The sequence below is a fragment of the Tessaracoccus palaemonis genome (assembly GCF_019316905.1).
In the GTDB taxonomy this organism is placed as follows: domain Bacteria; phylum Actinomycetota; class Actinomycetes; order Propionibacteriales; family Propionibacteriaceae; genus Arachnia; species Arachnia palaemonis.
This window is the reverse complement of the sequence record NZ_CP079216.1, coordinates 2,532,383-2,554,810: the sequence shown is the minus strand read 5'-3', so window position 1 is coordinate 2,554,810 and position 22,428 is coordinate 2,532,383. Positions and strand designations below refer to the sequence as shown.

General features: G+C 69.3%; 21 protein-coding genes. 11 read left to right on the top strand and 10 right to left on the bottom strand.

Translation table 11 applies throughout. The features are described from left to right. The first annotated feature begins 9 nt into the window (after positions 1-9). Genes KDB89_RS11635 through KDB89_RS11610 form a run of 6 tightly spaced genes read left to right on the top strand, consistent with a single transcriptional unit; the run spans position 10 to position 5,927 of the window. Positions 10-669 carry a histidine phosphatase family protein gene (locus KDB89_RS11635; protein ID WP_219081211.1) on the top strand — a complete coding sequence of 220 codons (660 nt, stop codon included), beginning with the start codon at positions 10-12 and terminating at the stop codon, positions 667-669. After that, positions 666-1,226, top strand: a complete 561-nt coding sequence (locus tag KDB89_RS11630) for a TlpA family protein disulfide reductase (protein WP_219081209.1) — start codon at positions 666-668, stop codon at positions 1,224-1,226. Before KDB89_RS11635 ends, KDB89_RS11630 begins: the two co-directional genes overlap by 4 nt. A 41-nt stretch (positions 1,227-1,267) precedes the next feature. Next, positions 1,268-1,978, top strand: coding sequence for a cytochrome c biogenesis CcdA family protein (locus KDB89_RS11625; RefSeq protein ID WP_219084306.1), 711 nt, complete (start codon positions 1,268-1,270; stop codon positions 1,976-1,978). Further along, positions 1,948-3,555 (top strand): cytochrome c biogenesis protein ResB, encoded by a 1,608-nt coding sequence (gene resB / locus KDB89_RS11620; RefSeq protein WP_255555903.1) that lies wholly within the window; start codon positions 1,948-1,950, stop codon positions 3,553-3,555. The genes KDB89_RS11625 and resB overlap by 31 nt, the downstream gene beginning before the upstream one ends. After that, complete coding sequence (ccsB, locus tag KDB89_RS11615) at positions 3,552-4,463, top strand: c-type cytochrome biogenesis protein CcsB (RefSeq protein WP_219081208.1); 912 nt, start codon at positions 3,552-3,554, stop codon at positions 4,461-4,463. The genes resB and ccsB overlap by 4 nt, the downstream gene beginning before the upstream one ends. 39 nt (positions 4,464-4,502) lie before the next feature. Beyond that, positions 4,503-5,927, top strand: coding sequence for a GerMN domain-containing protein (locus KDB89_RS11610; RefSeq protein ID WP_219081206.1), 1,425 nt, complete (start codon positions 4,503-4,505; stop codon positions 5,925-5,927). 6 nt (positions 5,928-5,933) lie between these two features. Here KDB89_RS11610 and KDB89_RS11605 read toward each other — a convergent pair whose 3' ends face one another. After that, positions 5,934-6,695: an SDR family NAD(P)-dependent oxidoreductase gene (locus tag KDB89_RS11605; RefSeq protein ID WP_219081204.1), complete on the bottom strand. Its 762-nt coding sequence runs from the start codon at positions 6,693-6,695 to the stop codon at positions 5,934-5,936. Positions 6,696-6,726: 31 nt separating this feature from the next. Further along, on the bottom strand, positions 6,727-7,452 hold the full coding sequence (locus tag KDB89_RS11600) for a PIG-L deacetylase family protein (RefSeq protein WP_219081202.1): 726 nt from the start codon (positions 7,450-7,452) through the stop codon (positions 6,727-6,729). Between the two features lie 311 nt (positions 7,453-7,763). Between KDB89_RS11600 and KDB89_RS11595 the strand changes: the two genes are divergently transcribed. The 3 genes from KDB89_RS11595 (at position 7,764) to KDB89_RS11585 (ending at position 12,490) form a co-directional block, all read left to right on the top strand. Beyond that, positions 7,764-9,032, top strand: a complete 1,269-nt coding sequence (locus tag KDB89_RS11595; RefSeq protein ID WP_219080107.1) for an IS256 family transposase — start codon at positions 7,764-7,766, stop codon at positions 9,030-9,032. 849 nt (positions 9,033-9,881) lie between these two features. Next, on the top strand, positions 9,882-11,291 hold the full coding sequence (locus tag KDB89_RS11590) for a mycothione reductase (RefSeq protein WP_219081200.1): 1,410 nt from the start codon (positions 9,882-9,884) through the stop codon (positions 11,289-11,291). Continuing rightward, complete coding sequence (locus KDB89_RS11585) at positions 11,288-12,490, top strand: glycoside hydrolase family 3 N-terminal domain-containing protein (protein ID WP_219081198.1); 1,203 nt, start codon at positions 11,288-11,290, stop codon at positions 12,488-12,490. The genes KDB89_RS11590 and KDB89_RS11585 overlap by 4 nt, the downstream gene beginning before the upstream one ends. A gap of 8 nt (positions 12,491-12,498) precedes the next feature. On the opposite strand, the gene pstB is transcribed toward KDB89_RS11585, so the two are convergent. The 8 genes from pstB to KDB89_RS11545 all read right to left on the bottom strand — a co-directional run bounded on the left by pstB (position 12,499) and on the right by KDB89_RS11545 (position 21,123). Then, entirely contained in the window at positions 12,499-13,278 is a 780-nt protein-coding gene (gene pstB / locus KDB89_RS11580) for a phosphate ABC transporter ATP-binding protein PstB (protein ID WP_219081196.1), read from the bottom strand. Between the two features lie 20 nt (positions 13,279-13,298). Further along, positions 13,299-14,375 carry a phosphate ABC transporter permease PstA gene (gene pstA, locus KDB89_RS11575; protein ID WP_219081194.1) on the bottom strand — a complete coding sequence of 359 codons (1,077 nt, stop codon included), beginning with the start codon at positions 14,373-14,375 and terminating at the stop codon, positions 13,299-13,301. Continuing rightward, positions 14,375-15,352, bottom strand: coding sequence for a phosphate ABC transporter permease subunit PstC (gene pstC, locus KDB89_RS11570; RefSeq protein ID WP_219081191.1), 978 nt, complete (start codon positions 15,350-15,352; stop codon positions 14,375-14,377). The genes pstA and pstC overlap by 1 nt, the downstream gene beginning before the upstream one ends. Positions 15,353-15,422: 70 nt before the next feature. Continuing rightward, positions 15,423-16,532 carry a phosphate ABC transporter substrate-binding protein PstS gene (gene pstS, locus KDB89_RS11565; RefSeq protein ID WP_255555902.1) on the bottom strand — a complete coding sequence of 370 codons (1,110 nt, stop codon included), beginning with the start codon at positions 16,530-16,532 and terminating at the stop codon, positions 15,423-15,425. Positions 16,533-16,646: 114 nt separating this feature from the next. After that, positions 16,647-17,519 carry an NUDIX hydrolase gene (locus tag KDB89_RS11560; protein ID WP_219081189.1) on the bottom strand — a complete coding sequence of 291 codons (873 nt, stop codon included), beginning with the start codon at positions 17,517-17,519 and terminating at the stop codon, positions 16,647-16,649. Continuing rightward, a complete protein-coding gene (locus tag KDB89_RS11555; protein WP_219081188.1) occupies positions 17,516-19,675 on the bottom strand; it encodes an RNA degradosome polyphosphate kinase in 2,160 nt (719 codons plus the stop codon). The genes KDB89_RS11560 and KDB89_RS11555 overlap by 4 nt, the downstream gene beginning before the upstream one ends. Further along, the gene (mshD, locus tag KDB89_RS11550) at positions 19,620-20,459 is read right to left on the bottom strand and encodes a mycothiol synthase (protein ID WP_219081186.1); all 840 of its coding nucleotides are present in this window, start codon (positions 20,457-20,459) and stop codon (positions 19,620-19,622) included. Before mshD ends, KDB89_RS11555 begins: the two co-directional genes overlap by 56 nt. Positions 20,460-20,469: 10 nt before the next feature. After that, positions 20,470-21,123: a response regulator transcription factor gene (locus tag KDB89_RS11545; RefSeq protein ID WP_255555900.1), complete on the bottom strand. Its 654-nt coding sequence runs from the start codon at positions 21,121-21,123 to the stop codon at positions 20,470-20,472. A gap of 111 nt (positions 21,124-21,234) precedes the next feature. On the opposite strand from KDB89_RS11545, the gene KDB89_RS11540 reads away from it, so the two are divergent. Next, a complete protein-coding gene (locus KDB89_RS11540) occupies positions 21,235-21,918 on the top strand; it encodes an NADase-type glycan-binding domain-containing protein (RefSeq protein WP_219081182.1) in 684 nt (227 codons plus the stop codon). Between the two features lie 37 nt (positions 21,919-21,955). Beyond that, complete coding sequence (gene dtd / locus KDB89_RS11535; RefSeq protein WP_219081180.1) at positions 21,956-22,393, top strand: D-aminoacyl-tRNA deacylase; 438 nt, start codon at positions 21,956-21,958, stop codon at positions 22,391-22,393. The last annotated feature ends 35 nt before the right edge of the window (positions 22,394-22,428 follow it).

Here is a 22,428-nt window from a genome sequence, read left to right as displayed (position 1 = left end):
GTGAGTCGCGTGGTAGATGCGAGCATCGTGCACCTGCAGAGGCACGGACAGGTGGAGAACCCCGACGGCGTCCTGTACGGGCGGCTTCCCGGATTCGGGCTCTCCGAGCTCGGGCACGAGATGGCCGAGCGGATGGGCCAGCACTGGGCCGACGTCCCCCTGACCCACCTGCGCTGCTCTCCGTTGCAGCGCGCTCAGGAGACCATCGCTCCCACCGCGGCGCGGCACCCGGACCTGTCGATCACCACCGACGAGCGGGTCATCGAGGCCGCCAACGAGTTCGAGGGCATGATCTTCGGTCGCGACAACGCCGCACTCCGCGACCCCAGGATGTTCTGGGCCATGCGCAATCCGCTCCGACCCAGCTGGGGCGAGGCCTACGCGGACATTGCGAAGCGGATGCGCGCCGCGATCATCGACGCCGCCGCCGAGGCCGGTCCCGGCGGGCAGGCACTCGTCGTCAGCCACCAGCTCCCCATCTGGATCGCCCGCCGCTCCGCGGAGGGACGCAGCCACGTCCACGACCCCCGCCGCCGCCAGTGCACCCTGTGTTCGGTGACCTCGTTCACCGTTCGCGAGGGCGTCATCACCAGCGTCACCTATGCCGAGCCCGTCGCCGACCTGCTCCCGGTCTCGACGACGGGCCGCAAGTTCAGGGTCGGCACGTGAGGCGACGGGTCGTCCTCACGGCCCTGGTGACGATCGGCTCCCTGAGCGCTTGCTCAGCGGCCACCGACGCCTCCGACGTCTCCGGGTTCACAGCGGGCGACGGTACCGTCACCATCGTCCCCGCAGACCAGCGCGTCGAGGCACCCGTGCTGGCGGGGGAGACGCTCGAGGGCGAGCCCATCTCCACCGCGGACTTCGCCGGCCGGGCCATCGTGCTGAACGTGTGGGGCTCCTGGTGCGCACCCTGCCGGGCCGAGGCCCCCGACCTGGTGGCCGCCTCCGAGCAGCTGGGCGACGACGTCGCCTTCCTCGGCGTCAACACCCGCGACCTCGACACCGCGCCCGCGCTCGCCTTCGAGCGATCCTTCGGGCTGACCTACCCCAGCATCTACGACCCCGACGGTGAGCTGCTGCTCGGCTTCGGGCAGCTGCCGCCCAAGGCGATCCCGAGCACCCTGGTGGTCGATCCTGAGGGGCGGATCGCCGCGCGCGTGCTCGGCACCGTCGACACGTCGACGCTGGTGGGGATCGTCGGCGACGTGGTGGCCGACTCGTGATCGGGCTCGAGAGCTGGGTCGGCGACGCGCTGACGAGCTCGATGCTGGTCGCGATCCCCGTCGCCATGCTGGCGGGGGTCGTCTCGTTCGTGTCCCCGTGCGTGCTGCCCCTGCTGCCCGGCTACCTCAGCTACGCCTCCGGCCTGGGCGCCGCCCAGATCGCCAGCGGGGAGGGATCGCGCAGGCTCCTGCTCGGCGGGACGCTCGGTTTCGTGCTGGGGTTCAGCCTCGTGTTCGTGCTCACGGGCGCCGCGATCGGCGGCCTCGGGACGCTGCTGCTCGGCAACGCCCGCATCATCACGGTGGTCCTCGGGCTGCTGATCATCGTGCTGGGCGCCGCCTTCGCCGGCTGGCTCCCCGTCCCCTCGCTCTGGCGGCCCGCCGTCGCCCCCCGGCTGGGAGTATGGGCCTCGCCGCTGCTCGGCATGGTGTTCGGCCTCGGCTGGACCCCCTGCATCGGGCCGGCGCTGTCCGTCGTGCTGACCCTCGCGCTCAACGAGGGCTCCGCCGTGCGTGGGGGAGCCCTCGCCTTCGCCTACGCCCTCGGGCTGGGGATCCCGTTCCTGGCGTTCGCAGCGGCATTCACCGCCTTGGCGCCCAGGCTCGACTGGCTGCGCCGCCACCAGATGCTGATCCAGCGCATCGGAGGAGTCGCGATGATCGTCGTCGGGATGGCCATGGTCACCGGTCTGTGGGACACGCTCACCGCAACGCTGCGCCAGTGGGCCGCGAGCTTCGGGACGATCCTGTGACCGCGCCGGCGGGCCCGCCGCGGCGACGCCCCGGCCTCGAGTTCCTGCGCTGGGCCTGGGGCCAGCTGACCAGCATGCGCACCGCACTGCTGCTCCTCTTCCTCCTCGCACTGGCCGCCATCCCCGGCTCGATGATCCCGCAGGAGGGCACCTCGGCGATCTCGGTCATCGACTTCAAGGAGAAGTACCCCGGCTGGGACGCGGTCCTCGAACCGCTCGGGATGTACCACGTCTACACGTCGCCGGGGTTCTCAGCCATCTACCTGCTGCTGTTCATCTCGCTGGTCGGCTGCATCATCCCCCGCGTCACCAAGTACGCACGCTCGGTCCGCAAGCCCCCGCCTGCGCTGCCCGCCCGGATCGACAGGCTGCCCGAGACCCGCTCCGCCGCCTACTCCGGCCCGACCGACGAGGCCCTCGACCGCGCCGAGAGGTACCTGCGCGGCAGGCGCTACCGCGTCGCACGCGTCAAGAGTGGCATCAGCGCGGAGCGCGGCTACCTGCGGGAGGCCGGCAACCTCGTCTTCCACGTCAGCCTGCTCGCCGTCCTGTTCGGGCTCGCCTGGTCCAACCTGTGGGGCTACCACGGCACCGCAGTCGTGGTGGAGGGGCGCGGCTTCGCCAACGTGCTCACGCAGTATGACGACTTCACCAGCGGCGCCGCGGTCGACACCGACTCCCTCGAGGCCTTCTCGCTGCAGGTCAACAGCTTCGTCGCGGAGTTCGAGACCGGCGAGGTGCAGACCGGTGCGGCCCGCAAGTTCGAGGCCTCCGTCACGGTCACGGACGCCGACGGCACCCGCGACGAGACCCTGACGGTCAACGAGCCGATCATGACGGCCGGCGGCACCCAGGTGAACCTGCTGGGCCACGGCTACGCCGCGTCGTTCACGGTACGCGACGGCGACGGCAACGTGGCATTCTCCGGCCCGGTGGTGTTCCTCCCGCAGGACGGCAACTACACCTCCTACGGCGTGATCAAGGTGCCGGACGCCCGCCCCTCCCGGCTCGCTTTCGAGGCCTACTTCTTCCCGACGGCGGCCATCGACGAGGTCGGAGGCCCGTACTCGTCCTTCCCGGACGCGTTGAATCCTCAGGTCTGGCTCAATGCCTGGTATGGGGAGCCGAAGGAGGAGACCGGAGCCCCCGAATCGGTCTACGCACTCGACACGACGGGCCTGGAGCCGGTGCTCGCCGACGACGAGGAGCCGCTGCGCGCGCAGATGGCCGTCGGCGCCGGATTCACGTTGCCCGATGATCTGGGTTCCATCACCTTCGACGGGTGGGAGCGATGGGTGAAGCTCCAGGTCAGCGACACCCCCGGTAACGCGATGACGCTCGCCTCGATCCTGATCGGGCTGATCGGTCTCAGTCTCAGCCTCAGCATCCGGCCGCGGCGCCTCTTCATCCGCGTCGCCGAGGGCATGGTGCTGACCGGGGGCCTCGACAGGGCCGACGCCGCCTCCGGACTCGAGGACGAGGTCGCTGCGCTGCTGGCGGCAGCGGCGGACTCCGCACCGACAGGGCACAATGGGGACGCCCCCGAGCCCGAGACCCACGAGGAGCCGCCCGCATGAGCCTGTCGGAATGGTCCTACACCGCGATGGTGACGGCCGCCGTCGTCTACACGGTTGCGCTCATCATGCACGCCCTCGAGTGGTCGACGGCGCGCGGGCTCGCTGCGCTCCGCCCCGAGGACGGCAGCGAGGACCGCGCGCGCATCCGGGTCGACTTCTTCGGCCGGCTCGGGCTCATGATCACCGTGCTCGGCGCAGCGCTCCAGGCATCCGCCGTGGTGCTCCGGGGGGTCGCGGCGCAGCGGGCCCCGTGGGGCAACATGTACGAGTTCGTGTCGGCTGCCCTGCTCTTCGCCGTGATCGTGTACCTGGTACTGGCCCTGCGGTTCGGGATGCGCTGGCTCGGCGTCGGCGTCACGCTGGTGCTCAGCGTAGGTCTCGGCCTCGCGGTCACCGAGTTCTACGTCGATGTGGCCCCCCTGGTGCCCGCTCTGCACAGCGTCTGGTTCATCATCCACATCGTCGCGGCGTGCATCTCCGCCGCCGCGTTCAACATCGGTGCGATCGCCGCGATCATGTACCTGATCCGGGACCGCGCCGAACGCAAGGCCGATGAGGCGGGGACGGGGCTCGTCGGGTACCTGGCGAAGCTGCCCACCTCAAGGCGGCTCGACCTGATCTCCTACCGGCTGCACGCGTTCGCCGTCCCGATCTGGACGTTCACGATCGTCGCCGGCGCCATCTGGGCCCAGTACGCGTGGGGCCGGTTCTGGAACTGGGACCCCAAGGAGACCTGGTCCCTGATCACGTGGCTCGTCTACGTCGGCTACCTGCACGCCCGCGCGACCGCCGGCTGGCGCGGGCGCCGCGTCGCCATCATCGCCGTGGTGGGCGTCATCACCTTCTGGTTCAACTTCATCGGCGTCAACCTGCTGTTCAGCGGGTTGCACTCCTACTCCGGGATCTGATCGCAGGACATGACCGCCGAGGAGTCACCAGACTGGCTGGTGAAGCTGTACGAGGAGCAGGGGATCACCCTGCACCGCCTCGTCGTGCTACTCGGCGTCGAGGACGCGTCCGGACGGATCGTGCGCAGCGCGATGCTGGCTCTCCATCGCCGCGGCAACCGCCTGATCGATCCGGGCGAGAGGGTCGAGTTCATGCAGGAGCACGCGGTGCACCTGGCCAGAGCATCCCGGACGGTGACGTCGCAGCTGACCCTGCCGGCCGTCGCGGAGCCACGCCAGAACGACATCCTCCGCGGCATCGCGTCCCTGCCCCCGCGGATGGCGGAGATCCTCGTCGTCAGCCATTACCTGTCGGTGTTCGGCCCAGAGCTGGCCGCCATCATGCGCATGTCGGTGCGCGGCTGCAACCAGAAGCTCGAGATCTCCCTGGAGACGCTGCGGGCCAAGGTGGGCGCCGCCGCGGCAGGAGGGCAGCCCGGCTCACTCGAGTCCTTCTCGCAGGAGGTGACCGCCGCCCTGAGAGCCTCCGCGCGTCAGGTCCAGGCACCCGGCACGGTAACGCTGGAGGGAGAGTTGGCGCAGCTCAGCGGCCAGTACCGGAGGCATCTGGCCCCTCGGTTCGTGGTGCTGCTGACGATCATCGCGATCCTGCTCGGTCTCCTGCTCGCCGTCCTCACCCGGCCGCAGCCCACGCCCGCGGTGCTCTCGCAGCCCACGGCCAGCTCCGCCCCCAGCGTCACCTCATCGCGGACCCTGCCGGCCCAGGTCCGCAACATCGCCGTGTACTACGTGGGGCGCTCCGACGGGCTGCTCCACCGCGAGCTGCGCGACCTGCCGAGCGCCGAGAACCTGCTGAACTCCGTTGTCGAGGCCGTCCTGACGCTCGTCCCGCTCGACCCCGACTACCGTTCGTCGTGGGGGCCCGGGCAGGTCCTGAGCGTCGAGAGCGCCGGCGACACGGTCACGATCGACCTGAGCGCCGAGGCCTACGCGGAGCTCACCACCGATGAACTCGCCGTGCAGGCGCGCAACCAGATGGTGTTCTCCGTCAACGCGCTGGTCGGGGATGCCGACAACGCCGTGTTCTTCCTGCAGGACGGCGCGGCCCCGCCCGATACCTTCGCGTCGGAGGAGGGGTACACGTCGCGCAACGCAGGCGTCCTCGCTCCCCTCCAGATCAGCACGCCGCGCAACCAGGCCCAGCTCTCCGTCGGCCGGACCAGCATCACGGGCACCATCCGCGACGGCGCATCGGAGCCCATCGTGCAGGTGACCGACGTGGATTCTGGCGCGGTGCTCGCGACGCTCGAGGCGGAGCTCACGGGAACAGTGAGCGACGATGGCCAGAAGGGCTGGGCCACGGCGGTCAGCCTGGGGGCCGGCAACTACGAGGTGCGCGTCACGACGTCGTGGGGGGCGCCGCCGGTCGAGTTCCTGGAGAACAAGTCGATCAAGATTGCCTGAGCCGACTCAGCGGCTGACGATCCCCCGGGAGATCAGCGTCTGCAGCCGCACCGGTGCCAGCCCGGCGGTCAACGCCAGCCCCCAGTTGCCCAGCCCGTCGACGGTGTAGGGCCGGTGTCGCTTCAGACCGGCCCAGGCCGTGTCGACGACCTGCTCCGGCGTGCGGCGACGCCCCATCACCTCCGAGTTGCCCGCGTTGGCGAAGAACGCCGTCTGCGTGGGTCCTGGGCACAGGGCGATCGCCCGCACGCCGGTGGCGTGCAGCTCGTCCCACAGCGCGCAGCTGAACCGCAGCACGTAGGCCTTCGCGGCGGCGTAGACGGCCATGCCGGGGATCGGCTGGAAGGCCGCCGTCGACGCGACGTTCACGATCGCCCCGCGACCCCGGGACACCATGCCCGGAGTGACCGCGCGGCTCAGCTCCGTCAGCGCGACGACGTCGAGCTCCAGCTCCTGTGTCACCCTGGCCGGGTCGATGTCGGCGAACTCGCCGAGCGTGCCGAAGCCGGCGTTGTTGATCAGGTGGCTGACGGGAGTCCGTGAGACCTCCTCGACGAAGCCTGCCCGGCCCTCCGGGGAGCTGAGGTCGACCGGCGACACGCGCGTGCGGACGCCGTGCCGGCTGCGCAGCTCGGCCGCGACCTGCTCGAGTCTGTCCTCGCTGCGCGCCGCCAGCACGACGTTCGCGCCCTCCGACGCGAGCCGGTGCGCGAACGCCACACCGAGCCCCGAGGAGGCTCCGGTCACCACTGCCCAGGTTGAATCCATGCGGGTCAGCCTAGCCCTCACCGACCGCGGGCTACAGGTCGAAGACGTGCATGAGCAGGCCGTGGGCCGCGTCGATCGCCGCCCCCTGCTGGGCGAGCATGTCGGGGATGAAGTCGGCCGGGGCCGGGTGGTCGGGCAGGTCCGCGAGGTAGGCCTCGTGCCGGCTCAGCGACGCGACCGCGGCGGCGACGTCGTCGTCGGACAGGGGCACGCCGTGCGTCGGCTCCTTGTGCCCGTAGACCAGCAGGCGGTCGACGTGCCACTTCGGCAGCCCCTCCCGGTCCGCCAGCTCGGGGTGCACCCATGTGTTGTCCGCGTCGCGGACGGCGTCGAGGGCAGCGAGCCCGGCGACGCGATGGTCGGCCTGGTTGAGCCCCCAACCGACCTCGATCTCCCAGGACCCGACGGCGACCACGTCGGGCCGGAACTCGCGGATCCTGCGTGCGATGTCGCGGCGCAGGTCGAGCGAGTAGACGAGCATCCCGTCGGGATGATCGAGGATCGTCAGGTCGTCGACGCCGACCTCGGCGCACGCGGCGGCCTGCTCCCTCGCCCGCAGGGGCCCGACCTCGGCCGGGGGAGTCTGCATCCCCGCCTCTCCCGAGGTCAGCAGCAGATAGGCGACCGTCGCGCCCTGCCGCACCCAGCGGTGCACGCAGGCCGACAGGCCGTACTCGACGTCGTCGGGGTGTGCGACGACGCACAGCACCCGCCGGAATCCCTCGTCGTCCAACCGCTGCACGCTCAGGTCAGTCATGGGGAAAGACTAGGCGCGGGAGGGTGCCGCGGGTGGCGTCAGCGGGCGACTCGTCGCCGCTAGGCAGCCAGGGCCAGGCTCGTCGGGGCGACGGCCAGGATCGCCACGCACCCGCGTTTAGGTGAGGGCCAGCTCCCGCGCCCGGCTCGCGACTCCCGCGCACAGCTCGATTCCCGCGCACAGCTCGGTTCCCGCGGGTGAGTCCCATAGCGTGGTGTCAATCCTGTGGGGGTTCTCGTCGTCGTGGACGTTGAAGGGCCATCGTGGGATGACCAGTTGTTTCCGGCAAGAAGCAAAGCAGAGATCCCACGATGACCCAGTACCAGTCTGCCCTTTCGACCCTGATCGGTGAAGTTCTCGCCGATCCCGACCTCGCGCATCAGGACGTGTTCCGCCGGATGCTGCAGGCCGGCCTGCAAGACCTTGTCGACGCGGAAGCGACCGCGAAGATCGGCGCCGCCCGTTACGAGCGCACCCCGGAACGGACCACCCGCCGCAACGGCACGCGCCCGAAGGTCCTCGCGACCCCGGCCGGGGAGGTCGACCTGCAGATCCCGAAGCTGCGGGAAGGGTCGTTCTTCCCGTCTCTGTTGCACCCGCGGCGGCGGGTCGATAAGGCCCTCTACGCGGTGATCTGCCAGGCCTGGATCGACGGGGTCTCGACCCGCAAGGTCGAGCACCTGATCCGGGCCCTCGGCAACGACACCGGCATCTCCCGCTCGACGGTGTCGCGGATCTGCGGCGAGATCGACGAAGCAGTCCACGAGTTCCTGCACCGCAGACTCGATCACACCTGGTTCCCGTACCTGTTCCTCGACGCCACCTACCTCGACGTCCGCCACCGCGGCCGGGTCGTCTCCCAAGCACTGGTCGTCGCGACCGGAGTCTCTGGTGAGGGCCGACGCGAGATCCTCGGGATGGCGCTCGGTGACGCGGAGACCACCGACTTCTGGACCGAGTTCCTCCGCTCGCTGCGCGACCGTGGCCTCAAGGTCGCCACCGATGCGGACCCGCTCGGGGTGACCCTGGTCACCAGCGACGCGCACGCCGGACTGAAAGCGGCAGTGAAAGCGATCCTGCCCGGAGCGGGGTGGCAGAGATGCCGGGTCCACTTCGCCCGCAACGTAACTCAACGCCTCGGATCGGCCCACTCGAAACCGGTCAACGCGCTGATCTCCACGATCTTCGCGCAGACCACGACCCAAACCGTGATCGCGCAATACAAGGCCGTCACCGACAGCCTCCGCTCCGCGTTTCCCGAGGTCACCGCGATGCTCGAGGCCGCCGAAGCGGACCTGACCGGGTTCGCGACGCTGCCGCGCGAGCACTGGCAAAAGGTCTGGTCGAACAACCCCATCGAGCGCCTCAACCGGGAGATCAAACGACGCGCCGACGTCGTCCAGATCTTCCCCGACCGCGACTCCGTGACCCGCCTCATCGGCGCCGTCCTCCAGGAGCAGCACGAGGAATGGTCTTACGGCGAACGCCGCTACTTCTCCGACATCTCCATGCGCAAACTCGTCCACACCCTCCACGAACACACCGAACCCGCCCACCACGAGCTCTACCTCACCGCCTGACCATCACCCACCAACAGGAAGCAACGGAATGACACCACACCACGGGACTTGACCGTTCCCGCGCACAACGATGCCTATTCCGGTGCCGCTGTGCGTATGTTGCAGCGGACCTGGCATACGCATTGTTGTGCGGGAAAGTGGGGCTGCGGGTCGGGGCCGGGAGCCCGGTGGGCTTCGGGGGACTGGTCGGGTCGCCGAGTCGGCCGAGGTGCCCTTCGCGAAGCGAAGGGGGTCCAGCCGGGGGAGAGGGTGAGTCCCTTCGCTTCGCTCAGGGCCCTTCGACGAGCTCAGGGAACCGGGGTCGGCTCGGTCGCCGCGCACAACGATGCCTATTCCGGTGCCGCTGTGCGTATGTTGCAGCGGACCTGGCATACGCATTGTTGTGTGGGAAAGAGGGGCAGCGGGTCTGGGCCGGGAGCCCGGTGGGCTTCGGGGGCTGGGGGACTGGTTGGGTCGCCGAGTCGGCCGAGGTGCCCTTCGCGAAGCGAAGGGGGTCCAGCCGGGGGAGAGGGTGAGTCCCTTCCCGTCGCTCAGGGCCCTTCGACGAGCTCAGGGAACCGGGGTCGGCTCGGATGCCGCGCACAACGATGCCTATTTCGGGGTTGCTGTGCGTATGTTGCAGCGGACCTGGCATACGCATTGTTGTGCGGGAAAGTGGGGCGGGACGCGCGTCGGCCACCGGTCACCCGGGGCGTGCTGGAACCGGCTCATGGACGACGGAGGATTCGAGCTGCTGGTTTCCCCTGGGGGAGCCGGTTGCCGACGAGGACTACGGGCGCCTGCCTGGCGCCGCGGGGAACGCCTGACGCCCTCCGGAAACGCCCGGGCCCTACGTGACAGAATGGCTGCATGCAGCACTTCGACCTCGCCGTCATCGGTTCCGGGACCGGGAACTCGCTCATCGACGAACGGTTCGCCGACTGGGACGTCGCCCTGATCGAGCGCGACGAGACGTTCGGCGGCACCTGCCTCAACCGCGGCTGCATCCCCACCAAGATGTTCGTACTGCCCGCGGACCTCGCCGCGAGCGTCGCCGAGGCCCGCCGCCTCGGCGTGCAGCTGGAGTTCAAGGGGGCCGACTGGCCGGCGATCCGCGACCGGATCTTCGGCCGCATCGACCCCATCTCCGCCGGCGGTCTCGACTGGCGCGAGCGCAGCCAGAACGTCACGGTCTTCCACGGCGAGGCCAGCTTCGTCGACGCCTCGACGCTGCAGGTCGGCGACACGCGGATCTCCGCGTCGAACATCGTCATCGCCACCGGCTCGCGCCCCCGGACCCTCGACGTGCCCGGCCTGGCGGAGGCCTCCGACCGTGTGCACACCTCCGACACCATCATGCGCATCGACGAGCTGCCACGCCGCCTCGTCATCGTCGGCGGAGGCTACATCGCCGCCGAGTTCGCCCACATCTTCTCGGGCCTCGGCTCCGAGGTGACGCTGATCAACCGCACCGACGTGCTGCTTCGCCACCACGACCGCGACATCGCGCAGGCGTACCTGCAGGAGCTCTCGCACGGCCCGGTCAACGTGCGACTCAACCAGGAGCTCTCCTCGGTCGAGAAGAGCGACGATGACTCGCTGGTTGTCATCACGAAGGACCGCAACGGCATCGAGTACGAGTACTTCGCCGACCAACTGCTGATCGCGGTGGGCCGCGACCGCAACTCTGATGCTCTCAACCTCCGCGCGGCCGGCGTCGACCACAACCCCGACGGCCAGATCCGCGTCGACGCGCAGCAGCGCACCAACGTGAAGGGCATCTGGGCCCTGGGCGACGTCTCCAGCGACCACCTCCTCAAACACGTCGCCAACGCTGAGGGCCGCACGGTCCAGCACAACCTCCTCCACCCCGACGACCTGCGCGGCACCGACCACCGGTTCGTGCCCCAGGCGGTGTTCGGCGACCCGCAGATCGCGTCGGTGGGGGTCACGGAGCAGGAACTCAGGAACTGGGGAGCTCCCTACATCGTCGCCCGCCAGCGCTACGCCGACGTCGCGTACGGCTGGGCGCTCGAGGACGAGGAGCACTTCGTCAAGCTGCTCGCCGACCCGCGCTCCATGCACCTGGTCGGCGCGCACATCATCGGCCCCCAGGCGTCCACCCTCATCCAGCCCCTGATCCAGGCGATGAGCTTCGGGCAGCGCGTCGACGAGCTCGCGCGCGGCCAGTACTGGATCCACCCCGCGCTGCCGGAGGTCATCGAGAACGCGCTGTTGAAGCTCGTCCTGGCCCGCAAGCCGGGGGAGATCGGCCAGTGAGGGCCGCCACGGCCCTGACAGCCCTGGGTGCCGTGGCGCTGGCAGCCTGCGCACCCGCTCCGCTGACCGCCGGCACGGCGTCGGCGACGGCCGCGGCTACGGACCCGGCGACCACGACCAGCGCCTTGGCCCCGTCAACGACGGCGTCCCCGTCGCCGACGGTTGACAGCTGCGCCACCCTGGCCGCGGACCTGTCCCTGGAGGAGCAGGTGGGGCAGCTGTTCATCATCGGCCTCGACAGCGCCGAGCTGGACGAGACCACGCGCAGGGCGATCGCCGACTACGACATCGGCTCGGTCATCCTGCTGAGCAACCGGACCTCCGGCAGCTCGGCGATCCGCACCCTGACGGCCAGCATCTCCAAGGAGGGCACCGCGAGGCTGCCGATCATGATCGCGGTCGACCAGGAGGGCGGCACCGTGCAGCGGCTCCAGGGCGACGGCTTCTCGACGATCCCGACCGCCCGCGAGCAGGGCACCTGGTCCGTCGATGACCTGCGCGCCCAGGCGACGTCCTGGGCCCAGCAGCTGAAGAAGGCCGGCGTGGACTACAACCTCGCGCCCGTCGCCGACGTCGTGCCCGAGTCCAAGCGAGATACCAACGCCCCGATCGGCAGCCTCAAACGCGACTTCGGGGCGGATGCCGAACAGGTCTCCGAGTCAGTCACAGCCTTCATCGACGGCATGCGGGCCGGCGGGATCATGACCTCGGCCAAGCACTTCCCGGGGCTCGGCGAGGTCACCGAGAACACCGACTACGCCGTCGCTCACGACGACGACATCGACGAGGACTCCGTCGCGCTGGAGCCGTTCGAGGCCGCCATCGACGCGGGCGTCAGCTCCGTGATGATCTCGTCGGCGATCTTCGAGAAGATCGACCCCGACAACGAGGGCGTCTTCTCGTCGGCGGTCATCACCGACCTGCTCCGCGGGAAGCTCGGCTACGACGGCGTCGTGATCGCCGACGACCTCGGAGCGGCCAAGGCCGTCGGCGACGTGGCTCCGGGGGAGCGGGCCGTCCGGTTCCTGGCAGCCGGCGGCGACCTCGTCATCAACGCAGACCCGCGCCTGATGGGCGACATGGTCGCGGCCGTGCTGGACGAGGCCGACGACGACGCCGACTTCCGGGCGGGCCTGGAGACGTCAACAGCCCGGATCCTCACGCTGAAGGCGGAGGCCGGGCTGCTGAGCTGCGGCTGAGACTCGGGTCAGCCGAAGCGGCCGGTGATGTAGTCCTCAGTGGCCTGCTGGTCGGGGTTGTGGAAGATCTTCTCCGTGGGGCCGATCTCGATCAGCTCGCCCGGCTTCCCGTGCTCCTTGAGGTTGAAGAACGCCGTCTGGTCCGACACACGAGCCGCCTGCTGCATGTTGTGCGTCACGATGACGACGGTGTAGGTCTCCTTGAGCTCCTTGATGAGGTCCTCGATGGCCAGCGTGGAGATGGGGTCGAGGGCGGAGCAGGGCTCATCCATCAGCAGCACGTCGGGGGAGACCGCGATGGCGCGGGCGATGCACAGGCGCTGCTGCTGGCCACCCGACAGGCCGGACCCCGGGCGGTCGAGGCGGTTCTTGACCTCGTTCCACAGGTTCGCGCCGATCAGCGACTTCTCGACCAGCTCGTCGGCCTCGGTGCGGGAGAGGCGGGCGTTGTTCAGCTTCGCGCCTGCCAGCACGTTCTCGCGGATGCTCATGGTCGGGAACGGGTTCGGCCGCTGGAACACCATGCCGACCTGGCGGCGGACGCGCACCGGGTCGACCGCCTTGTCGTACAGGTCCACGCCGTCGAGGAGAACCTCTCCGGTGCAGTAGGCGCCGGGGATGACCTCATGCATGCGGTTCAGGGACCGCAGCACCGTCGACTTCCCGCAGCCCGAGCTGCCGATGAAGGCCGTCACGGAGCGGGGCTGGATCACCATGTTCACGTCCTTGACGGCATGGAACTTGCTGTAGAAGATGTTGAGGTCGCGGATCTCGATGCGCTTGGACATGTGTGTGCGTTTCCTTGTTGTCAGCGGCCGGCTTTGGGGGCGAACTTCCAGGCGATGAGTCGCCCGATCAGGTTCAGTCCCATGACGATGATGATCAGGGTGAGCGCGCCGGCCCAGGCGCGGTCGATGTAGGGGGTCGGATCGGCGCCCGGCGTCGTGTACTCGTAGTAGACGAACACCGGCAGCGTCGCCATCGGGTTGGCCAGGGGGTTCAGGTTCATCGACGACGTGATCGCAGCGGTGACCAGCAGGGGGGCGGTCTCGCCGATGATGCGGGCGATGCCGAGCACGACGCCGGTCACGATGCCGGCGATCGAGGTGGGCAGCACCACGCGGCCGATGGTCCGGAACTTGGGCACACCCAGCGCGTACGACGCCTCCCGCAGCTCGTTGGGCACCAGTCGCAGCATCTCCTCGGTCGAGCGGACCACGGTCGGGATCATCAGGATCGCCAGGGCACAGGCGCCCGAGATGCCGTTGTTGGTGCCGGCCCCGAAGAACAGCGAGAAGACGGTGTAGGCAAACAGACCGGCGACGATCGACGGGATGCCCGTCATGACGTCGACGAAGAAGCGGATGGCCCGTCCGAGCTTTGCCTTGCCTGCGTACTCCACCAGATAGATGGCCGTCAGGATGCCGATCGGCACGGAGATCAGCGTCGCCAGGCCGGTGATGATCAGCGTGCCCCAGATGGCATGGACGGCCCCGCCTCCCTCGCCGACGACGTTGCGCATCGACGAACTGAAGAACAGGGCGTCGAAGCGGGCCATGCCTTTGCTGATGGTTCCCCAGACGACGGAGATGAGCGGCACGAGAGCAAGCAGGAACAGCCCGGTGACGATGTTGCGGGCCAGTCGGTCCTTGGCCTTACGGGTGCCCTCCACCGCGGCGGACAGCGAGTAGGACGCTACGAGGAACACCGCGGCGCCCAGCGCGATCACGGCACCCACCGAGGCGGAGCCGAACAACGCCAGGACGCCGGCGGCTGCCACGACGGCCGTGACGATCAGGGCCGGGGTCGTGGCGGGGGGCAGCTGGGCGGAGGTCAGGATGTTGCGCTTGCGGGAGTCGGCGGACTCGGTGACGGTGGCGTGCATCAGTTTGCTCCCGAGAACTCGGCGCGGCGGGCGACGATGGCGCGGGCGCCCATGTTCACCAGCAGGGTGATGATGAAGAGGATCAGGCCGGAGGCGATCAGCTGGTTTACGCCGAGCCCGTAGGACTCGGGGAACTTCAGGGCGATGTTCGCGGCGATCGAGTTCGGGTTGTTGGAGGTCAGCAGCTCGAGGTTGAACCCCGGCCCGGGGGACAGCACCATGGCAACCGCCATCGTCTCACCCAGGGCGCGGCCGAGCCCGAGCATGCACGCCGACACGATGCCGGGCATGCCGAAGGGCAGGACGGCCTGACGGATCATCTCCCAGCGGGTCGCGCCCAGCGCGAGGGAGGCCTCCTCGTGCAGCCGGGGGGTCTGCAGGAAGACCTCGCGGGTCACCGCGGTGATGATCGGCAGCACCATGACCGCAAGCACGAGGGCCGCCGTCAGGATGGTGCGCCCGGTGCCGGAGACCTGGCCGCCGAAGAAGATCCGCAGCACGGGGGTGCTGCCGAGGTTCGCGTTCAGCCACGCGTAGATCGGTTGGACGAGCGGAGCGAGCACGTTGATGCCCCACAGGCCGAAGACGACCGAAGGCACGGCGGCCAGCAGGTCGATGATGTAGCCGAGTCCCTGAGCCAGGCGGCGGGGCGCGTAGTGGGTGATGAACAGGGCGACGCCGATGGCGGTGGGGACCGCGAACAGCATCGCCAGGAAGGCCACCCACACCGTGCCGAGCGCGTAGGGCAGCACCCAGGACCAGAACGGGCCGTAGGGGAGCTCCTCGGCGTTCGCGAGCAGGGCGGGCATCGCCAGCGCGACGAGGAACGTCGCCACCGCGGCGAGGATCACGAGGATCCCGGTGCCGGAACCCGTCGAGATGCCCTTGAAGAGCTTGTCGCCGAAGCGGCGGGGGTCGCGCTGCAGGTCGCCGAAGGAGGCGGCCGGACTGGCCGGCTCCCTGGTGTCCGTGGTCATGGTTCTCCTGTTGTCTCTGAGGGCGGTCCTCGGGCCGCGACGCCTCAGCGCCGCGGCCCGAGGGCGGTCGTCACTTGATGGTGTCGATCGCCGCGAGAACCTTCTCGCGGAGCGAGGCGGACAGCGGCGCGGATCCGGCGGAGGCCTCGGCCGCGGACTGTCCCTCCTCCGACGCAATGTAGCTCAGGTAGTCCTTCACCAGGGCACCCTGGGTCGCGTCCTTGTACTCGGCGCAGGCGATCGCGTAGGAGACCAGCACCAGCGGGTAGCCTGCGGCGGAGCGGTCGATCGTGATCGCGATGTCGTTCTCGGCGCGACCCTCCTCGAGCGGGGAGGCCTCGACGGCGGCCGCCGCGCCCTCCTCGGTGGGCTCCTGGAAGTCGCCGTCGGGGCCGACCTTCGCGATGGTCGCGGAACCGGCCTGCGACGCGTCGGCGTAGCCGATGGTGCCGGCGCCGCCGGTCACGGCCGCCACGACGCCGGAGGTGCCCTTGGCGGCCTCGCCGCCGTCGACCGGCCAGCTGCTCGAGACCTCCTCGGTCCAGACATCGGGGGCGGTCGCCGCGAGGTAGTCGGTGAAGTTCTCGGTGGTGCCAGACTCGTCGGAGCGGTGCACGGCCGTGATGACCAGGTCCGGCAGCTTCACGTCGGGGTTGATCTCGGCGATCGCGTCGTCGCTCCAGTTGGTGATGTCGCCGTGGAAGATCCTGGCGAGGACATCGGGGGTGAGGTTCAGCGAGTCCACGCCGTCGAGGTTGAAGATCACCGCGATGGGGGAGATGTAGACGGGAAGGTCGATGGCCGCGGAGGTGTCGGCGCAGCCGCCGAAGCCCCCGGCGGTGTTCTCCTCGGGCTTCAGGGCCCGGTCGGAGCCGGCGAAGTCAGCGCCGCCAGCCATGAACGCCTCGCGCCCGGCGCCCGAGCCGTCGGGGGAGTAGTTGACCGTCACGTCGGTGTTCGCGGTCTGGAAGGCCGCGATCCACGTCTCCTGGGCGACCTTGGTGGAGGAGGCGCCCTTGCCGGACAGCGTGCCGGACAGGGTGGAGGAACTGGGGTTGGCGGGGTCGGCCGCTTCGTTGGCGGCGCAGGCGCTCAGGAAGAGCGCGGCGGAGAGTCCGAGGGCTGCGGAGATGCGCAGGGCGGTGCGGGCTCGGGTACCGGTGTTGGCGATGTTATCCACGCACGGCACGCTAGGACCGCAAAGTAACCGAACCCTTCGCCTCGGGTGAACGGAAGGTGAACGGTTGCGGACCTTTGCGAGCCGCTCCACACATCAGCCCGAAAGTGGCCCTGGTCAGGCAGTCGGCTTGTGGACCTCGACCTCGACGACGGTCCCGTCGTCGTCGCGGTGCAGCACGATGGCCTCGCCGACGACCATCGGGCGCGCCGGGAGGTCGAGCCCCTCGAACATGGCGGGCAGCACCGGGCGGTGGCCGCAGATTGCTGTGGGGCGGGTGATCGACTGCAGGAGATCGGCCACGTAGTCGCTGACCTCGCTGGGGCGCACGGTGCCCTCCTCCTCCGTCAGGACGTCGGTGGTGAGGACCTCGATGCCCTGCTGGCGGCCGTAGGGGGCGAGCGTCTGCACACAGCGCGTCGACGAGGAGGAGACCAGGTCGGTGACGCCGTAGGCGCCGAGCAGCTGGGCGAGTTCCTCGGCCTGGTGCCTGCCGCGTCCGGTGAGGCGCCGTTCCTGATCGGGCCCCGACCAGTTCCTGCGGAGCATCGCCTTGGCGTGCCGGACGAGGATCAGTGGGGTCGTGCGGGGCTTGAGGAGAGCCGCCGACAGCACGCGCCGCTCGTCGGCGTACGTGATGCGGCGCATGGCCTTGTCGATGCCGACCCAGCAGGTCTTGTCGACCTCGGCGTTCGGCGTGAACTCCTGGGCCGAGACCTCCTCGGCGCGCCAGTATTCGACGGACTTGTCGCCCTTCGACAGGTGGTACCTGATCGTGGGTAGCCGCAGGCCCAGCCGGACGGTGGTGGCGGTCTCCTCGAGAACCTCGCGCACCGCGGTCTGCGGGGGAAGCTCGTCGACCTTGCCCTTGCCCTTCGGGAGAGACCAGTCGTCGTAGCGCGGCCGGTGGATGATGAGCACCTCGGTGTCGTCGCCGTCGCCGCGCAGCACGACGGCGCCGGCGGCGCGGATCCTGGGCCGCCGGCTCATCGGCTGGCTCGCCTGGCTGAGGCCTGGTGGATCAACCACTCCTGGAGATCCGTCAGCGGTTCGCCGTCGTCGCGCACGGTGTGGGCACTCCACTGGGAGTCGTGCAACTCCCAGCGCACCGTCTCGTCCGAGAAGGCCCGCTCGAAGAGGTCCTCGATCTGGCGGATGTGAGCCGGGTTGTTCAGAGACACGATCGCCTCGACGCGTCGGTCGAGGTTGCGGTGCATCATGTCGGCCGACCCGATGCCCACCATCGGCGTGCCGCCGCCCGCGAACCAGAACACGCGCGAGTGCTCCAGGAAGCGCCCGAGGATCGAACGGACGCGGATGTTCTCGCTGAGGCCGGGGACTCCCGGCCGGATGGTGCAGATGCCGCGGACCCAGACATCCACGGGCACACCGGCCTGCGAGGCGCGGTAGAGCCCGTCGATGATGGCCTCGTCGACCATGGAGTTGACCTTGATCTTCACTCCGGCGGGCCTGCCGGCGAGGTGGTTGTCGATCTCGGCGTCGATGTAGTTCAGCAGGCCGTTGCGGATGCCGTGCGGTGCGACGAGCAGCCGGCGGTAGTGGGTCTCCTGGGTCATGCCGCTCAGGTGGTTGAACAGCCGGGCGACGTCGTCGGTGATGATGGGATTGCTCGTGAGCAGCCCCATGTCCTCGTACATGCGGGCCGTCTTCGGGTTGTAGTTGCCCGTGCCGATGTGCGCGTAGCGGCGCAGGTTCCCGTCGCTCTCCTCGCGGACCACCATCGCCAGCTTGCAGTGCGTCTTCAGGCCGATCATGCCGTAGACGACGTGGACGCCGTACTGCTCGAGCTTGCGCGCCCAGCCGATGTTGTTCTGCTCGTCGAACCTGGCCTTGATCTCGACGATCGCCAGCACCTGCTTGCCCGCCTGCGCGGCCTCGATGAGCGCGTCGACGATGGGGGAGTCGCCCGAGGTGCGGTACAGGGTCTGCTTGATGGCGAGCACCGAAGGGTCGGCCGCCGCCTGCTCGATGAACCGCTGCACCGAGGTCGCGAAGGAGTCGTAGGGGTGCTGCACCAGCACGTCGCGCAGCTTGAGGGCCTTGAACATGTCGGCGGGTCGCGCGGACTCGACCTGGGCAAGGTCCGGGTGTGTGATCGGCAGGAAGTTCGGGTACTTGAGGTCCTCGCGCGTCGAGTCCGCCAGCGCGAACAGGCCCGAGAGGTCGAGCGGGCCCTGCATGCGGAACACCTCGTCGTCGCGGACATCCAGCTCGGCGGTGAGCATCGCGAGCATCTCGTCGTCGATGCCCTCCTCGACCTCGAGACGGACAGGAGGGCGGCCGACCTTGCGACGCAGGAGCTCCTTCTCCAGAGCGAAGAGGAGGTTCTCGGCGTCATCCTCCTCCACCTCGATGTCCTCGTTACGCGTGACCCTGAACGTGGTGGACGCCAGCACCTGCATGCCGGTGAACAGCTGCCCGAGGTGCCGGGCGATGATCTCCTCCAGCGGCAGGTACCGGCCCTCGGCCAGCCTCACGAAACGGGCGAGGATGGAGGGTACCTTGACGCGCGCGAACTGACGGGCACCGGTCGCGGGGTTGCGCAGCAGGATGGCCAGCGAGATCGACAGGCCGGAGATGTAGGGGAACGGGTGCGACGGGTCGACGGCCAGGGGCGTCAGCACCGGGAAGATCCGCTCCGCGAACAGGGCGCGCATGCGGTCCTTCTCCGCCGCCGTCAGCTGGTCCCAGGCGAGGATCTCGATGCCCTCGGCGGCCAGCGCGGGGCGGACCTCCTGCTGGAAGACACGCGACTGTTCGGTGACGAGAGTGCGGACGCTCTCGAGCAGTTCGGCGTGCAGCTCGCCGGGCATCTTGCCGGTCACCGTCGGCACGGCGACGCCGGCGGCGATGCGGCGCTTCAGACCGGCGACGCGGACCATGAAGAACTCGTCGAGGTTGGAGGAGAAGATCGCGAGGAACTTGGCGCGCTCGATCAGGGGGATGCGCCCCGCGTCCTTCGCCAGGTCGAGCACCCGGTTGTTGAAGTCGAGCCAGCTCTGTTCGCGGTCGAGGTAGCGGTCGGTGGGCAGCACGGCCTCATCAGGCTGCGTGATCTCCGTCACAGACTTACACTCCTCGCGTGCGGTAACTGGTGTCGACCTGCTTGGTGAGGAAGCCCGCATTGCGGTAGATCCGCACGACCCGCTCCTCAGAGCCTTCAACGTAGAGCTGGACACGGTCGTCGCCCTGCTCAGCGAGCCATTGTAGGCCGCGCTCCAACAGCACCCGGCCGAGTCCCCTGCCCTCGTGGCGGGGGCCGACGGCGATGACGTAGACCTCGCCGAGGCCGTCGCCGTGACGCTTCGTCCAGTGGAACCCGGCGACCTCGCCGTCGCGCCGCGCGACGAACAGGCCCGAGGGGTCGAACCAGTCCTGGGAGGCGAGTTGGTCGAACTCCTCGACCGTCAGCCTGCCCTGCTCCGGGTGGTGAGCGAAGGCAGCGCCGTTGACGCCGACGATCTGCTCGCGGTCCTCGGGACGGAAGGTGTCGACGGTGTAGCCGTCGACGACCAGGGGCGTGCCGTCGACGGCGGGGAGCGCCCGCTCCATCCGGTACAGCAGCCGTGCCGGCTCCATGCCGACGTGCCGGGCGAGTTCCTCGGCACCCGGCAGCGTGCCGAAGGCCCAGGCCGAGTACGCGGGATAGGACGCCAGCGCCTGCAGCAGCAGCTCAGTGCCGAAACCCTCACGGCGGTGGGCCGGGTGCACGCCGATCAGCAGGGTCTCGTCACGGACGTCGCAGATGACGAAGCCGAACGGGTCGTCGCGGCGACCCATGAAGAAGAAGTCGGCCTCCCGCAGCCCGTCGATGCCCAGCGAAGCCGACTCGTTGATGGGCTGCACACCGTCGTGCTCCGCGATCGCGGCGACGAGTGCTCGCAGGGTGTCGCGCATCGTCGGGCTCAACGGCGACATGTTAACCAGCACGGTTGACCTCCCGGGCGCTCGCGAAGCGGTACCCGACGTTGCGGACGGTGCCGATGTAGTGGTCGTACTGGCCGAGTTTCGCCCGTAGGCGTCTGACGTGCACGTCGACGGTCCGCGTGCCGCCGTAGTAGTCGTATCCCCATACCTGGCTGACGAGGGTTTCGCGTGACAACACCCTCCCAGGATGCTGCATGAGGTAGCGCAGCAGCTCGAACTCGGTGTACGTCAGATCGAGAGGCGCGCCATCGAGGCTCGCGGAGTACGCGGCCCCGTCGACGCGGATCGGCCCGATGACAAGCACGTCGGGGTCGACGGCGGCGCGGGCGAGGATCCTCAGGCGTGCGTCGAGCTCGGCGGGCTCCGCTCCGACGGCCATGAAGTCGGTGAAACCCCATTCGGGGGACAGCACGGCAAGCCCCGAGACAGCCACCAGCAGCAGGATCGGTGTGTTGCCGCCGCGGGACAGCGTCTGGCACGTGGAACGGGCTCCGGCGAGGTCAGTGCGGGCATCGACGACGACGACGTCGGCATTCTCGGCTTCGAGGAGCGCCTTCGAGGCGGATGCCGCCTGGTTCACCTGATGCGAGAGGAGGCGCAACTCGTCCGGCGGTTCGCTCGCGGAGACAAAGAGAACAGCGCTCAAGCCGACTTCCCTCCTTCTACCTGACTGTGGATCGGCCCTCATCGTATCGCCCAACGACATGGCGTGTGGATCAGTCGTTCACGCTGGGAACCGGGCTTGTAGCATTGCGCCATGGCGCTCCAGGTGCCGGACGAGGCAGTCCGGAAGTCGATCGCGGTCGACGCACGCCCCGGCGTTGAGCCCCGGCTGCTTGTCCTGATGCTCGCCATCGCCGTCGTCGCCGGGTTCTTCGGCGGACGGCTGGTCCTCATCCGCTCGGACTCCAGCACCACCGGCAGCGCAGACGTGATCTCCTCGTCCCCGCTCGAGCCCGCGAACTCCGTCGACGACGGGCAGTACACGCCCTACACCGGGGTCGTGAAGACCGTCACGCCAGACAGCGCCGAAGGCAAGTGCAGCAAGAGTCAGGCGGACGATGCGCCCGCCGCACTCATCGACCAGTCCGACACCAGCATCTGGCGGTGCAGGGGGGAGGGCATCGGCGAGACGGCCGTGTTCGAGTTCGACGAGCCGGTCACGCTCGCCGCGCTGCGGGTCGTCAACGGCAACACAGCCTGGACGGACCGCTACGCCGCCGAGCGGCGTATCACGGCGATCCGCTGGACCTTCGACGACGGCTCGTTCTTCGACCAGGGGCTCGCGCCCAACGACCGCGACGCCCAGGAGGTCCGATTCCCGGAGACGGAGACGACCAGCATCGCGATGGACGTACTCGGCGTCACGGAGCCCGGCGACGACTCCGACCTATCCGACGCGGTGTCCATCAGCGCGCTGGAGTTCCTCGCCCCTGCCTGAGCGCGCGCCGCCTCGCAGACGCGCAACAATGACCCGCATGCGCATCGTCTGTACCCGCGTCTCGTCCGCCTCCGTCACCGTCGAGGACGAGATCATCGCCGAACTGCCCCGGCCGGGGCTGCTGGTGCTCGCCGGCGTGGGCCACGACGACACCGTCGCGCAGGCCGCCGCGCTGGCGCGCAAGATCTGGGGCCTGCGGATCCTCGACGACGAGCTCTCCGCCAGTGACGTCGACGCGCCGATCCTCGTCGTCAGCCAGTTCACTCTCTACGCGTCGACCAGAAAGGGCCGTCGCCCGGGCTGGAGCGCCGCGGCGCCGGGACCGGTGTCCGAGCCGCTGGTCGAGGAGCTCTGTACGCAGCTGGAGGCGCTCGGCGCGACGGTGCTGCGGGGGCGCTTCGGCGCCCACATGCAGGTGGCATCAGTCAACGACGGACCCATCACCATCACGATCGACACCGAGAACTGGGCCTGAGCCGGAACCGGTCGGGGTCCATATACTTGTCACCT